We start from the raw sequence: 14,061 nt of genomic DNA, 5'->3' as shown, positions 1-14,061 counted from the left end.
ATTAAAATTCCTCCAATTGCTTTCGTATCACCTGCTCGCCAAGTGCAAGATCAGGCGCTTGTCCGGTGAAGCGTTCAAATGCTTCAGCCGCTTGTAAGACGAACATCGGGACGCCGTCAAGTGTGTCGAGACCTTTTTCGGTCGCTTCACGCAATAGACGGGTCGGCGTCGGTCGATAAATAATATCACAAATCAAGGCGTGCGTCTCCGTCAATTCGATCGGACGTGCCTCGATATGTGGCGCCATCCCGACAGAAGTCGTATTGATGATGACGTCGTAACTCGTTAAATCAAATGTTTCTTGCCATGGTAGAACGGTTGCTCCGAATTCATCGGCAACTGCCTTAGAGCGTTCTTCTGTACGATTCGTGATCGTCACATCTCCGGGCAACGCAGCAATGATGCCTCGCGCCGCACCGCCCGCACCAAGAACGAGCGTCTTTTGAAATGACGGACGACGTTCTATCAATGCGCGGACGAATCCGATTCCATCTGTATTCGCACCAATCAACTGCCCATCCTGCCGATATACCGTATTCACGGCGCCTGCTTTTTGAGCTGCCGGCTCTAGCCGATCCAGATACGGGATAATTGCTGTTTTATGTGGAATCGTCACATTGATTCCGTCTAGCTGATGTGTGCGTAATTTCGTAATGATTTGCGGCAATTGCTGCTCCGTTACATCGATGAGGTCATAACAGCCGAAAAGCCCAGCCGCTTCCAGCCAAGCTGTATGCAGCTCAGGTGAAAGTGAATGGGCAATCGGATGACCGATGACGGCAAAGCGCATCAGACGAGCGCCTCACGTAAGGATACAGCGACACCTTTCGGGGCATAAGCAGCGACACGTCCACCTTTTCCGTGAACCGCAACCCACCCGAGTCCACTGAAGACGATATCCGTCTTCATGTTGTCGCGGAGGCTGAATTCATGACGGACAAGCGGCGGTAGCATCTCCCGCGTCTTTTCGTTTGGCGGAGACAACAGCTCACCGTTGTGGTTCGCGTATAAATCGTCTGCTTTTTCAAGCTTCGTCCGGTGAACTTTCAATTCGTTCGACATGTAGATGACGAATGAACGCTTGTTCCCTTCCATATAGTCCAATCGTGCAAGACCTCCGAAGAAGAGTGTCTGTTGCGGATGGATTTGGAAGACTTGTGGCTTGATCTCTTTTTTCGGTGTGATCAGCTTCAAGTCCTTTGCATCAACATAGTGAGCCATCTGGTGATGATTGATGATCCCCGGTGTATCATACAGGTTACAGTTATCGTCGAGTGGAATGTCGATCAAGTCTAGTGTCGTTCCTGGGAAGTGACTGACCGTGATGACGGCTTCATCTTCTTCACCGAAGCGTTTGATGACTTGGTTGATCAGTGTCGATTTCCCGACGTTCGTACAACCAACGACATAGACGTCGCGACCTTTTCGATAATAATCGATTTTTTCAGCGAGTTCATCGACTCCGTGCCCTTTTTTCGCACTGATCAGATGAACGTCGACTGGACGTAATCCAAGTTCTTTCGATGCTTGACGCATCCAGTTCATGAGGCGGTTCGGGTTGAGTGACTTCGGTAATAAATCGGCTTTGTTCCCGACGAGTAAGACATCGTTTTTACCGACGAACCGATGTAAGCCCGGTAACCAACTTCCATTAAAATCGAAGATATCAACGATTTTAACGACAAGTGCATCTTTTTGACCGATTCCGTCTAAGATTTTAACGAAATCATCGTCCGATAACGATACATCTTGAATTTGATTGTAGTGCTTTAATTTAAAGCAACGTTGGCAAATGACCATTTCACGATCAAGTGCAGATTTAGGTGCGTATCCTGGTGCTTTCGTGTCTTCCGTTTGAATGGCGACACCACAGCCAGCGCAGTGGATTTCTTCGATCATATTATGTTGAGCCGCATGCGGGAACGATATCCCTTCTCTTTTCACCGTAGCGCCCTGCTCGCTACTCCAAGAGCGTAACTTCCGACCTCTCGCCGTACATGTTGCGACTGCTGCCTTCCCTTTCATCTACCGATCTGACAGGGTTATTGTTGCTTATCCTGACGAAGTGTTTCGATCGGATGCTCCAGTGCAGAAGGATCTTCCTTGACGCGTTGTGTCAATTTATAGATTCCTTTGCGTTTCATCCGGCGGAAAATGACACGTTCCATCAGGCGATTGAATTTCGTGACGACACCGTCCGTCTTAACGACAGGTTGAACGTGGATGACTTCGATTCCAACGGAGTTTGCACCGAGTACATCCGTGAAAAGTTGGTCTCCTAAGAAGACAACTTCCTTCGCGTGATAACCGAATTCCGTCAATGCCCGTTTAAACCCGATAGGAAGCGGTTTTCGAGCAGGCGCAATATAATGCAATCCGAGTGGATCCGCAAACTTCTTGACGCGGTCTCCGTTATTGTTCGATACGATGATGACGTCGAAACCATATTGATTATTCACCATATCCAGCCAAGCAACCAATTCGTCTGGAGCATCTGCGATATTCCATGCGACGAGCGTATTATCAAGATCGGTCAAAATCGCTTTGACACCGTTTCGTTTGAGCATTTCAAGGTCGATATCGTAGATCGAAGCCACGAAATGTTTCGGATAAAGTCGTTTGAACAAGAATAAAACCTCCAGATAATGGTCTAGCTCTATAGTTAAGTTTAAGAAACAGTTATGCTCTTATCGTTCGATTATAGCACAATCAGGTAGTAAGAGCGACGCACAAAAGAAAACGGAAGGCGAACCTTCCGTTTTCTTAGTAATACCGAATCCACAAATAGAGTTGGGATAGAATCAACGTTACGATCGTGATCGGTGCTCCGTAAATCAAAAAGCGCATATAGGTGAATTTTTCACCTTGTCGTGTCGCGAGACCCGCGACAATGACGTTCGCCGATGCACCGATCAATGTTCCGTTACCACCGAGACAGGCACCGAGTGCGAGGGACCACCATAATACGTCCACTTTCGCATCTGCTGGTGATAATCCAATTCCAGCAGCTACATCATTGATGAGTGGAATCATCGTCGCAACGAACGGGATATTATCGATCGTCGCACTGGCGATACCAGACAACCAAAGTACAGCAGTCGCTGTCGTCTGAATGTCACCGCCTGTCAGATCAATCGTCTTTTCAGCAAGGTAGCGAATGATACCTGCTTCTTGAATCCCGCCGACGAGCACGAATAGTCCAGCGAAGAAGAAAATCGTCGTCCATTCAACACGAGCAAAGATTCCTTCTAGCTGATGATCGTTTTCAATCGTCAGCAACATCAGGATTGTCGCTCCAAGAATCGCGATCGCCGGTGCTTCGAGATGGAGTCCGATGCGATCAAGCACCGGATGCAGTACGAACAGCGCAATCGTACTGACGAGGACGATACTGCTTCGTGCGACCAATTTTCGACTGACGATATAACTCTTCTCATCGATTTCCATCAGTTTCTGCCGATCTTCCGCTTCAACATGTAGTTGCTTCCGGAAGACGAAGTAAAGAATGCCGATCGTTACGACCGTGATGACGAGGATGATTGGTGCGAGATTCACTAAAAAGGCATTGAACGTCAAGTGTGGATTCGCAGCACCAATCATGATGTTCGGTGGATCCCCAATCAACGTTGCTGTTCCACCGATATTCGCAAATAGGACTTCTGCGAGCAAGAATGGAAACGGCGCGATCTTCAGTATCTTCGTAATCGAAAACGTGATTGGAACGATCAATAGAACCGTCGTGACGTTATCAAGGAATGCAGATCCGAGTGCTGTCAATGCGGACAGTAAAACCAATACCTTGATCGGATCACCTTTTGTCGTCTTCGCAGCGCGGATCGCGATGTATTCGAACAAGCCAGATTGATTGGCAATCGTGACGAGAATCATCATCCCAATCAATAAGACGATTGTTCCCCACTCGATATATTCAAACAATGCAGTCTCGAGATCCACAATGCCGATGATGACCATCGCGAGCGCTCCAAGTAAGGCAACGATTGCTCGACTAATTTTTTCACTGATGATGAAGCCATAGGTCACTAAAAAAATAATGAGTGCGATATACGTTTGGACCTGCGTACTTCCGATTTCTGCTAATGCCAGTGCCGGCATGATTCATTCCTCCTAAATGTAAGGAGACGCCCATAACGGGCGCCTCGCTGTCATGAATGCCATTGTCCGAGGCGTTGCCCCATTAAAACCGGTCCAATCGCTTGGCTGTCTAACGTCAATGCATCTTTCGGACAAATCAGGACGACCGTCGAACCGAATGAGAAGTATCCAAACTCATCCCCGCGACGAAGGTCCTTCGACTCGTTCGTCCGAACGATCGAGTTAACGTTCAGTGCACCGACCATGACATGTTCAAGTGCATGTTTCCCTTGGACGATGCGCGTCACGCGACGGTAATTACGTGTCAACGGGCGAAGCGCATGTGTAAGACCAATCTCATTCACCGGTGCCGAATCGCGACCGAGCGTATAGCTCGTCCGGACTGTTCCATCCATCGGCACATGAACCCGGTGATAGTTTTGCGGACTTAAGTAAAAGATCATCACACGTCCACCAACATATTGCTGTGCTTCATGATGGGAACCGAGTAACTCGGATACCGTATACGATTGTCCTTTGACAGTAAAGCGGCTATCAGCCGTCAAATCGTCAACGACAGACAATACACCGTCACACGGACTGACGAATGCACCTTCTGCTTGATCGATCGGTCGCATTTCCGGTTTGACATGACGAATGAAAACGTCATGTAAACTCGAATACGCTTCTAAATTCTGAGTCGCTTCTGTCATATTTAAATCGTATGCCTGAACGAACGGACGGATGAACGGACGACTGATACGGCTCATCGCAAACCGTTTCAGTTGTTTAGCAACAAGCGGGTGTCCATTTAATTCGAACACGCGAGAGTAAAACCATTTTTTAATCATTGAGATCACCAGATGATTCTTCTTTTGAGTCCTTTACGTCTTTTCCAGCGAAGAACTCTTTATAGCTGTCTTCTGTTTGTTCACCTGCTACGCGTCCGACTTCCTTACCGTCTTTAAAGTGAACGACCGTCGGTGTACCCTCGATGCCAAACGTGTCCCAAGCCGACTGTTCGACAGCAAGATCGATCTGTTCGAATGGAATGTCTTGTTTTTCACCAAGCGGAACGAGATATGGTTTTACTTTTTCACAGTGGACGCATCCCGTTTGATAGAAATACGTATAGAATTCATCACCGGATTTCACTTTATCTGCGACTTGTGTAGCCGTTAGATTGCCATTCTTCGATGCAGAATCTTCTCGATCCGTGAAGACGAGCAGTAACCCCCCAACCAATACGATCAAGGCGATGACTCCCGCTGTAATCCAGTTTGCTTTGGATTGCGGTTTTTTCGTGTTTTTTCGTTTCGACTTCTTTGACACGTCTATCCCTCCGTCATTCTGGTATTAGCCATTTTTTCTGAATCATTATAGCATGACCATTCGCAAGAATCGTATCGATTTGCAAAGCGTCATCAATCAGTAACAGATCCGCTCTTTCTCCAACCGCGATTCGCCCGCCCGGTATACCATATGCATCCGCGACATGCCGCGTAATCGTCGCGATTGCCTGATCAAAAGCAACACCCTGCTCCACTGCATCGCGTACGGCTTGCATCAAGGAAGAGGGTTTTCCTGTATCAATTCGCACTAATCGACCTGCCTCATCAAACGCCGGAAGACTTGCGCCAGCATCGCTCGACATCGTGATCTGCTCGAGTGGAATTCCCGCTGCTAAAGCACGGGCGACAGCCTGTCCTGCTGGAATCTCGCCTTCCGCAATGAAAGTTTCCGTCGTACACGTCGTGAAATCGATCCGTCCTCCTCGTTTCGCCCAGCCAAGTCCCGCTTCAAAGATTCGTTCACTTCGGTTGATATGCGTCGGAAGGAATTGTCCGATGGGGAGGTCCGTCGTATCAATCACCTCATGTAACAGATCGAGCCCTTGTTTCCCGTCTCCGATATGGACGTTCATCGTTCCCGACACTCCTTTGACCATGCCGGCAATTCGGGCTTCTGACGCTAATCGCGCGAGTTCATGAGCCGTCGGTTGTGTCGATCGGTGATCGTTGATGGCAATCTCTCCGATGCCAATCACTTCATTGATGAGGACGATATCATGTCCTGTCGATTGCGTCAGGAAGACCGGCGGAACCATATAACTTCCGCTTAATAGAAAGGGACGGATACCAGATGCAGCATATCCCCGTATATGTGCCAGTAGATCGATTCCAGTTCGCGTCCAGCCGTCCGTTCCGAGCAATCCGACAACCGTCGTGACACCACCTTCGAATATGTCACGAACAGTCAGCGGAGCCGTTCGTGTGGCAAATCCCCCTTCTCCTCCTCCACCGATCGGATGTAAGTGTCCATCGATGAATCCGGGGACTAGCCGTTTGCCGCGACCATCAATCCGGTGCGTAATCAGTGCTTCATCTATGGTGTAGGAACCGATTCCGATGATCTGGTTTCCTGCGATGTAGACATTTTGCGGCATCTCTTGCCACAGAACCTGTTCGATGACGATCATCAATCATTCCTCCTTAAGACAAAAAGCGAGCCTATCGCCCATATGACGACATCTCGCTTTTCCTTATTCTGCCTTAGTCCCTTGACCAAGACCTAAATCTTCATTGACGGCATCGAGTGCGAAGACGACAAGTGAAGTGACGACAGACATAGCTGTCGCGAATCCGAAGCTATACGTTACTGCATCAACTGCCGATACGATGAACACAGCCGTGTTCACGAGTAAGAATGACCAAAAGAATGTAACGAGAAAACGCATGATTTCCCCTCCGTTTCCATAACGTACTATAGAGTTATCCTACGATTTGTAGTATACCATTTTTTAATCCAAGCAACAGCTTTTCTCTAATTTTTTCAAGCGCTTTCTTTTCCTTGAAAAACTTAATCGTTTCATACGAAGGACAATCGCTTCATATGCTACAGTAGAATTAACGAAAAGAAAGCGGAGGATTTCATTATGACCCGTCACTTAATTGCTGTCGATCTCGACGGCACCCTTTTAAAAGATGATAAGACAATCAGCGCTGCGAATATCGCTGCGCTCCAGCGTGCGCGTGCGAACGGTCACGAAGTCGTCATCGCAACTGGACGACCATTTCGTCACGCCAGGAAATATTACGAACAGCTCGGTTTGACGACACCGATCGTTAATTTTAACGGTGGTCTCGTTCATCACCCGCAAGATAATCACTTTGAAGTCCAGCATCATCCGATTCCATTAAAAACTGTTCAACATATTTTAGAATCCGTCGCTGAGACGAAAACACAAAATATTGTCTGCGAAGTCACGGATCATGTCTATTTTCAATATGACCCAGTCGGCATTTACGAATTTTATACCGACCATGCCTTATCTGTCACGACCGGAGATTTACGAAAGCTGCTTCTTCACGAACCGACGTCTCTCTTGATTCACGCCAAAGGAGAACACGTCGACGAGATCCGCTCCGAACTATCTGGTATCCATGCTGAGACGGTACTCAATCGTCAATGGGTGAAGCCTGAATTCATGGTCGAAGTGATGCGAAAAGGTACAAGCAAAGCGGTCGGTCTTGCTCATATCGCACACCACCTTGGAATTGATTCGCGACAGATCGTTGCGTTCGGTGATGAGGAAAACGATTTAGAGATGATCGAGTATGCTGGACATGGTGTCGCGATGGGTAATGCCATCCCCGCGCTGAAGCATCTGGCAAACGGCACGACGAAGCGAAATGAGGATGACGGGATCGCGTATTACTTGAGACACGTTCTTGGACTCGCATGATAACAGATAAAAGGCACTTGCTGCATATCGCAGAGCAAGTGCCTTTTTCATTATCCTTTTCGGAAGTATCCGACGACCGAGTCCGTTGCGACGACGTTGATGAATACTGTCTCGTCCGCTTCCCGGCAAATTCGTTCAATGTCCCGCAATTCGTGACGCTCGATGACCATCATCAACGTCGCTTTTTCAGCTCGCGAATACGTTCCAATCGAAGGAATTTGCGTGATTCCTCGGATGATATGCTGATGCAAAGCCGTCGTGATGTCATCCGCATGATTCGTGACGATGAAGATCGTCAGGCGCTGATTGCTCGTATGAATCTCATCGACGACCTTAGACGTCACGTAGATGAAGACGATCGTGTATAAAGCAGTCGACCAACCGAACAATGCGCCTGCTAATAATGCGATTAAGAAATTCAAGACGAACAGATACAAGCCGACACTACGATCGGAGAAACGAGCAAAGATGAGGGCAACGATATCGAAACCACCTGTCGAAGCACCGAACTTAATCGTTATACCGGTACCGATCGCAAGCAAGACCCCTCCAAACACTGCATTCAGTGTTTGATCACCTGGTATGACAGCATATTGAGGAATAAGACCAATGAAAATCGTCGTTGCCAATACCGAAACCAACGTAATGATTGTAAAACTCCGACCTAACATGATCCATGCGAGCACGATCAAAGGGATGTTCAACGCCAAGAACCAGACGTTTTCACCAAACGCAAATGCTGTATTTTGAAGGACTTGCGTCAAGATTTGGGCAAGTCCTGTAAATCCAGTCGAATAGACCCCACTCGGAATCAAAAACCAGTTCATGGCAACGGCAATGACGAATCCCCCAATCGAAGCCACGATCACTTTTAACATACTTTCCTTTACTACTGCTGTCACACGCCGTTCTCCTCTCATTCATAACTATCTTGAAACACTTTAGCACATTCAAATGTCGTCGGATAGTCAAGATTTCCAAAGATTGATGTTCTTTTTCATGATGGCGTTTTCATTTGTGACAAAGGTGTCCTGCTTCTTGTTACACACAAAAAAAAGAACCGACTCAAAAATCGGTTCTTTTTTCTCTCTTATACTGTCATCGAAGCAGGAACTGTAATCTGTCCTCCTGCCGGAACTTCAACAGTTGTTCCATGAACGTTTAAGCTGAATGCTTCGCCTTCTGTTTGGGCGATTTCGACGGCATTCGGCTGTACATGGACATGGATATGATGACCGCGCCATTGCATCCGGAACGTATAGCTCGTCCAGCCTTTTGGCAACATCGGCTTGAAGGATAACGTATCGTTCGCCACCCGTAATCCAGCGAATCCGTGGACGATCGACATCCATGATCCAACCATCGACGTGATGTGTAACCCGTCTTCCGTATCATTGTTGTAGTTATCGAGGTCAAGTCGTGCTGAGCGTTGGTACAGTTCGACCGCTTTTTCCTCATAACCGACTTCCGCCGCAATGATTGAGTAGATACATGGTGATAATGACGATTCATGAACCGTGCGTGGTTCATAGAAATCGAAGTTCGCTTTTTTCTCTTCTACACTGAAGCGATCCGTCAAGAAGTAAAGACCTTGTAAGACATCTGCTTGTTTAATGAAGACAGAGCGAAGGATCCGGTCCCATGACCAATTCTGGTTTAGCGGAAGATGTTTTGGATCGAGGTCAGCGACCAAGATTTGTTCCTTATCCATGAAGCCATCCTGTTGCATGAAGATTCCAGGGGCTGCCTCATCTTTTGGATAATACATCTTCGCGTCGATATCTGCCCACTTCGCCAGCTCCTCATCCGTCAACGCTAATTGATGCATGAGTTCTTGCAGACGTTCTGGCTCTTCTTTTGCCAAATGACGGTGGACGGTCTGCGTATATTCGAGACACCATGCCGCAATCAGGTTCGTATACCAGTTGTTGTTGACGTTGTTCTCGTATTCGTTTGGTCCCGTCACGCCAAGAATCATGTAAACGTCCTTATGCGCGACGTAATTGACACGACTTGCCCAGTAGCGGGAAATCTCGACTAACACTTCAAATCCGTATTGTCCGAGGTACGACGTGTCTCCCGTGTAGTTCGTGTAATTATAAATCGCATGCGCGATTGCACCGTTCCGGTGAATTTCTTCATGTGTGATTTCCCACTCGTTGTGGCACTCTTCTCCGTTCATCGTTACCATCGGATAAAGTGCACCCTTCATTCCGACATTCTTATCCGCATTTTCTTTCGCTTGCGGTAATTGATTGTGACGATACTTGAGTAAATTCCAAGCAACTTCCGGTTTCGACGTCGCAAGGTAGAAGTTCAAGCAGTACGCTTCTGTATCCCAATACGTCGCACCACCATACTTCTCGCCCGTGAATCCTTTTGGTCCGATATTCAGGCGTGAATCTTCACCTGTGTAGGTCTGGAACATATGGAAGATGTTGAAACGAATCCCTTGCTGTGCCTCGACATCTCCTTCAATTTTCACGTCCGCTTCTTCCCAGTGGTGCAACCAAGCTGCTTCATGTGTCGCAAGCAATGGTTCAAAGCCTGATTCGAATGCGACGTGAACACGTTTCATCGCTTGCTCCAGTAGCGCATCGATGTCATGGTCGCGATTCGTTACGAGTGCGACGAATTTTTCGACTGTGACACCCTCACCTACTGCGGCTTGTTTCGTGAAACGATTCGCGACGTACTGCGTATTGCCATCGACGACCTCACACCGTGCGCCTTCGACGTCCGTGATCATCGCTGCCGTCACATGCCAATCGAGCTTTTTCGTTTTTGATATGACATAACCAAACCGTTCTTCAATTCCGTGTTCGACAGGAAGCCAGAACTTCTCGTCATAGTTCGAGTCTTCATTTTCAACATCTGCATCGAGATACGATTCAATGACGATTTCTGCTTCAAAATTGACAGGCGTCACCGTATATTGCAAGGCAGCGATTTCTTTATCAACGATCGAGAAGAAACGCTTGGATTCGACTTTCGTTTCCTCTACCCCATTCTTCAATAGCATCGTCCGTGTCAACACACCGTGTTGCATATCAAGTTCGCGTTTGAAGTCGATGACTTCCCACGTGTTCAAATCGACAGCTTTTCCGTTGACGGATACTTTCAATCCCATGATATTGACAGCATTGAGTACTTTCGCAAAGTACTCTGGATAACCGTTTTTCCACCAGCCGACACGTGTCTTATCCGGATAGTAAACACCTGCGACATACATGCCTTGATGCGTGTCCCCTGTGTACTCTTCTTCAAACGTCCCGCGCATTCCCATATGACCGTTTCCGATCGATGTCATCGATTCTGCCAATCGATTATCTTCTGGATGAAAACCAAGCTCTGTAATTTTCCACTCATTGACCTCAAAAAGTCGTTTCATCGTCAAGTCGCTCCTTTTTATGCTACGCATGTCGGTCACCCTGATCATGTAAGCGTTTCATCTATACTATACATTCTTTATTGTACACATAAAAAGCATCAATGCAATCGTTTGCACGAAAATAAATTTCTTTTTCTGCAACCGCTTCCTTTTACTAGAAATCGATATCCATTTGAATCAAAAAAAGTCTATTTTCAAACCAATCGGCTTAAAAATAGACTGTCATTTCATGCTTCAGATTTTCCGCCACAAGACTGACGAACGACGAGATAATGCGGAACGATGACGCGTTTCCCATAAGGGGTCGCATCTTCATTGATTTGTTCAATCAAACAATTCGTCGCTTCAAAACCAAGTCCAAAAATATTGATTTCAACAGAAGTCAACGGTGGGCTTGAGAATTCTGCGATGAACAAGTTATTGAAACTGACGACGGCCATTTGATCCGGCACACCAATCCCCATCTCATTCAGTGTACTCATGACACCAAGTGCCATCATATCGTCACTAACGACGACAGCCGTCGGCGGATGTTCAAGCGACATCAGTCGCTTGACTGCCTCGGCTCCTCCTGTCGTCATGAATGGTGCACTGACGATGTAGGATTCTTGAATCGGAATGCCCTCTTCCATGAGAGCCGTCTTGTAGCCACCGACACGCTCTTGCGTCACAGCTAGGTCCTGTGCGCCTCCTACGAATGCGATACACTCATGCCCAAGTTGATGCAAGTACTTCGTCACTTCGCGACCGGCTAGATAATTATCCGTATCGACATACGTGACATGTGATGAATCACTGAATGGTTTTCCGACGACAACGAACGGAAACTTCGAGTCTTGTAGAAATTGAACGACTTTGTCATCCGTACGGGAATACAGTACGACGACACCATCGACACGACGGCCCTGAACCATCGAGACGACACCTTCATATACTTCTTCTTCCGAGACACCTGTCGTCATATAGAGCGAATATCCATTTTGATGCGCTTTTGTACTGATTCCTCGAATGACCTCCGAAAAGAACGGGTTTTGTAGCGTTTTTGTTGCAGCACTTGGCATGACGAGACCGATCGCTTGTGTCGTTCGATTCGCTAGACTGCGAGCATGAACGTTCGGATAATATCCGAGCTCATCCATCGCCTGGCGCACCCGTTCCTTCGTCTTTTGACTGATGCGTGAACTATTCGCAATGACGCGTGATACCGTCGAGGGTGCGACATTCGCTTCCCGTGCTACATCCTTGATTGTTACCTGCATCCCCTTCACCTCACATTTCCCCTAGTTAAGTATTTTATTTTGTTTGACGTTGCATGCGTTTACGGTGAACGAGAAGAAGTATGAGCGCTAAAATCGGAGCGATCGCACCAATGGCAATGATCGACCACCAGTTGACTTGTGACTTTTCGATGACATAGCTATTCGCACTATTTGCATCAAGTGTGATCTCATAGGCGTCACCATCTTGACGCACCAAGTCTGAGAATAAAAGTCCTCTTAAACGCTGGTCATCACCGATTTCTTTCGCAGACACGCGTAAGCTCGTCTTTTTTTCTCCAAGATTGATCGCGTAAACGACTTGTTGTTGTTTCGTCTCCCGTGAGTAGACTGCCATATGATCGGTTTTTGCGATCAAGCGTTGCTTCCCTGTTGCAAACGCTGGGTAATCCTGACGCATCTCGTTCAACGTTTTTACGTACTGTTGCATCTTCTTGTTTTGATCAAATGTCATCATCATCCGGTTTCCAGGATCCTCGCCACCTGGCATCGCTACCTCTGTTCCTTGGTAAACAATCGGCATCCCCGGGGCAGCATAGAGTGCGAACAGCGCCAACCGAAGCTGCCGCTCCTCTTCGTCTGCTCCACCAATCTTTGCTTCCGTGATGAAGCGTTTGACATCATGATTATCAATGAAGGTTGCAAGTCCCTTGGCATTCGGATTAAACGTAGTATCTCGATTATAAACTGAATCGAGCTCTTCCGCTGAACCATTTTTGCGGGCAAACTGATCCTTGACTCCATAATAAAACGGGAAGTTCGTCACGGAATCAAAACCTAATTTCGAATAGGACGCGATTTTTCGCGGATCTCCATCGAATACTTCAGCCAACAAGAATAAGTCTGGATGCTTTTCTTTGACTGCTGGGATAAACGTTTCCCAAAATGAGGCTGGCACATGGCGAACTGTATCGAGCCGGTATCCGTCTATACCCGTTTCATCGACCCAGTAGTTCGCGACATCAACTAAATAATCGACGACTTCTGGATTTTCCGTATTGAAGTCCGGTAAATCGAACAGCCAGTTATTCTCGACTTCCGACGGGTTATTCCAATTCATGATCGGTTGATTTTTATGGAACCACTCCGGTTTTTCTTTCACCATCGGATGATTTGGTCCTAAATGATTGACGACAAGATCAAGGACGACCTTGATATCCCGTTTATGCGCTTCTTTGACGAGACGTTTAAACTCTTCCTTTGTTCCGAAGTGCGGATCAATCTCGTAATAATCATCCGTCCAGTATCCATGATAACCGTTCGGACGGTTCTTAAAGATCGGCGTTAACCAAATCGAAGTGAATCCCTTTTCCTTGATGTAATCGAGACGTTTCGTCACGCCTGCTAAATCGCCACCTTGGAACGCTTTTGGATTTTCAGGATCCGCCTCTTTATCATTACTCGGATCGCCATTCTCGAACCGGTCGACCATGATGAAATACATTCGTTCTTTTTCCCAACCTGCTGCTTCACCCGTCATCGGTTGAAGCCCGATAGACAAGAGAAGCGGCAAGAGGAGAAGCATTATGCCTCGTCTCATGCCGCTGATTTCCCCC

The 14,061-nt window shown here is 47.3% G+C and carries 13 protein-coding genes; 1 reads left to right on the top strand and 12 read right to left on the bottom strand.

Features of this window, described 5'->3' with window-relative positions; genetic code table 11:
• Position 1: 1 nt before the first annotated feature.
• The 8 genes from aroE to N179_RS00540 all read right to left on the bottom strand — a co-directional run bounded on the left by aroE (position 2) and on the right by N179_RS00540 (position 6,829).
• Positions 2-790, bottom strand: coding sequence for a shikimate dehydrogenase (gene aroE / locus N179_RS00575; RefSeq protein WP_035398421.1), 789 nt, complete (start codon positions 788-790; stop codon positions 2-4).
• Positions 790-1,899 (bottom strand): ribosome biogenesis GTPase YqeH, encoded by a 1,110-nt coding sequence (yqeH, locus tag N179_RS00570; protein WP_023467421.1) that lies wholly within the window; start codon positions 1,897-1,899, stop codon positions 790-792. The genes aroE and yqeH overlap by 1 nt, the downstream gene beginning before the upstream one ends.
• A 143-nt stretch (positions 1,900-2,042) precedes the next feature.
• The gene (locus tag N179_RS00565; protein WP_023467420.1) at positions 2,043-2,627 is read right to left on the bottom strand and encodes a YqeG family HAD IIIA-type phosphatase; all 585 of its coding nucleotides are present in this window, start codon (positions 2,625-2,627) and stop codon (positions 2,043-2,045) included.
• Between the two features lie 136 nt (positions 2,628-2,763).
• Positions 2,764-4,113, bottom strand: coding sequence for an ArsB/NhaD family transporter (locus tag N179_RS00560; protein WP_023467419.1), 1,350 nt, complete (start codon positions 4,111-4,113; stop codon positions 2,764-2,766).
• A gap of 50 nt (positions 4,114-4,163) precedes the next feature.
• Entirely contained in the window at positions 4,164-4,943 is a 780-nt protein-coding gene (locus N179_RS00555) for a phosphatidylserine decarboxylase (RefSeq protein WP_051353617.1), read from the bottom strand.
• Positions 4,936-5,424, bottom strand: a complete 489-nt coding sequence (locus tag N179_RS00550) for a thioredoxin family protein (protein ID WP_023467417.1) — start codon at positions 5,422-5,424, stop codon at positions 4,936-4,938. Before N179_RS00550 ends, N179_RS00555 begins: the two co-directional genes overlap by 8 nt.
• A 13-nt stretch (positions 5,425-5,437) precedes the next feature.
• Positions 5,438-6,571, bottom strand: a complete 1,134-nt coding sequence (gene iadA / locus N179_RS00545; RefSeq protein ID WP_058712896.1) for a beta-aspartyl-peptidase — start codon at positions 6,569-6,571, stop codon at positions 5,438-5,440.
• 63 nt (positions 6,572-6,634) lie between these two features.
• Positions 6,635-6,829, bottom strand: coding sequence for a YjzD family protein (locus tag N179_RS00540; protein WP_023467415.1), 195 nt, complete (start codon positions 6,827-6,829; stop codon positions 6,635-6,637).
• A gap of 198 nt (positions 6,830-7,027) precedes the next feature.
• On the opposite strand from N179_RS00540, the gene N179_RS00535 reads away from it, so the two are divergent.
• On the top strand, positions 7,028-7,837 hold the full coding sequence (locus tag N179_RS00535; protein ID WP_023467414.1) for a Cof-type HAD-IIB family hydrolase: 810 nt from the start codon (positions 7,028-7,030) through the stop codon (positions 7,835-7,837).
• Positions 7,838-7,887: 50 nt separating this feature from the next.
• On the opposite strand, the gene N179_RS00530 is transcribed toward N179_RS00535, so the two are convergent.
• The 4 genes from N179_RS00530 to N179_RS00515 all read right to left on the bottom strand — a co-directional run bounded on the left by N179_RS00530 (position 7,888) and on the right by N179_RS00515 (position 14,045).
• Positions 7,888-8,739 (bottom strand): YitT family protein, encoded by an 852-nt coding sequence (locus N179_RS00530; RefSeq protein ID WP_023467413.1) that lies wholly within the window; start codon positions 8,737-8,739, stop codon positions 7,888-7,890.
• Between the two features lie 188 nt (positions 8,740-8,927).
• Positions 8,928-11,228, bottom strand: a complete 2,301-nt coding sequence (locus N179_RS00525) for a glycoside hydrolase family 65 protein (protein WP_075642002.1) — start codon at positions 11,226-11,228, stop codon at positions 8,928-8,930.
• Between the two features lie 227 nt (positions 11,229-11,455).
• Positions 11,456-12,487, bottom strand: a complete 1,032-nt coding sequence (locus tag N179_RS00520) for a LacI family DNA-binding transcriptional regulator (protein ID WP_035398727.1) — start codon at positions 12,485-12,487, stop codon at positions 11,456-11,458.
• A gap of 34 nt (positions 12,488-12,521) precedes the next feature.
• On the bottom strand, positions 12,522-14,045 hold the full coding sequence (locus tag N179_RS00515) for an alpha-amylase family glycosyl hydrolase (RefSeq protein ID WP_035398431.1): 1,524 nt from the start codon (positions 14,043-14,045) through the stop codon (positions 12,522-12,524).
• Between the last annotated feature and the right edge of the window lie 16 nt (positions 14,046-14,061).

The organism is Exiguobacterium indicum HHS 31 (genome assembly GCF_001939065.1).
Classification (GTDB): domain Bacteria; phylum Bacillota; class Bacilli; order Exiguobacteriales; family Exiguobacteriaceae; genus Exiguobacterium_A; species Exiguobacterium_A indicum.
The sequence above is the reverse complement of the archived record's forward strand: the minus strand, read 5'-3'. Positions and strand labels throughout refer to the sequence as shown.

What these genes read in the sequence shown, in the direction of transcription:
- yqeH (WP_023467421.1), bottom strand. Translation starts at nt 1,899, where the DNA reads ATGATCGAAGAAATCCACTGCGCTGGCTGTGGTGTCGCCATTCAAACG.
- N179_RS00515 (WP_035398431.1), bottom strand. Translation starts at nt 14,045, where the DNA reads ATGAGACGAGGCATAATGCTTCTCCTCTTGCCGCTTCTCTTGTCTATC.
- N179_RS00555 (WP_051353617.1), bottom strand. Translation starts at nt 4,943, where the DNA reads ATGATTAAAAAATGGTTTTACTCTCGCGTGTTCGAATTAAATGGACAC.
- aroE (WP_035398421.1), bottom strand. Translation starts at nt 790, where the DNA reads ATGCGCTTTGCCGTCATCGGTCATCCGATTGCCCATTCACTTTCACCT.
- iadA (WP_058712896.1), bottom strand. Translation starts at nt 6,571, where the DNA reads ATGATCGTCATCGAACAGGTTCTGTGGCAAGAGATGCCGCAAAATGTC.
- N179_RS00540 (WP_023467415.1), bottom strand. Translation starts at nt 6,829, where the DNA reads ATGCGTTTTCTCGTTACATTCTTTTGGTCATTCTTACTCGTGAACACG.
- N179_RS00525 (WP_075642002.1), bottom strand. Translation starts at nt 11,228, where the DNA reads ATGAAACGACTTTTTGAGGTCAATGAGTGGAAAATTACAGAGCTTGGT.
- N179_RS00520 (WP_035398727.1), bottom strand. Translation starts at nt 12,487, where the DNA reads ATGCAGGTAACAATCAAGGATGTAGCACGGGAAGCGAATGTCGCACCC.
- N179_RS00560 (WP_023467419.1), bottom strand. Translation starts at nt 4,113, where the DNA reads ATGCCGGCACTGGCATTAGCAGAAATCGGAAGTACGCAGGTCCAAACG.
- N179_RS00535 (WP_023467414.1), top strand. Translation starts at nt 7,028, where the DNA reads ATGACCCGTCACTTAATTGCTGTCGATCTCGACGGCACCCTTTTAAAA.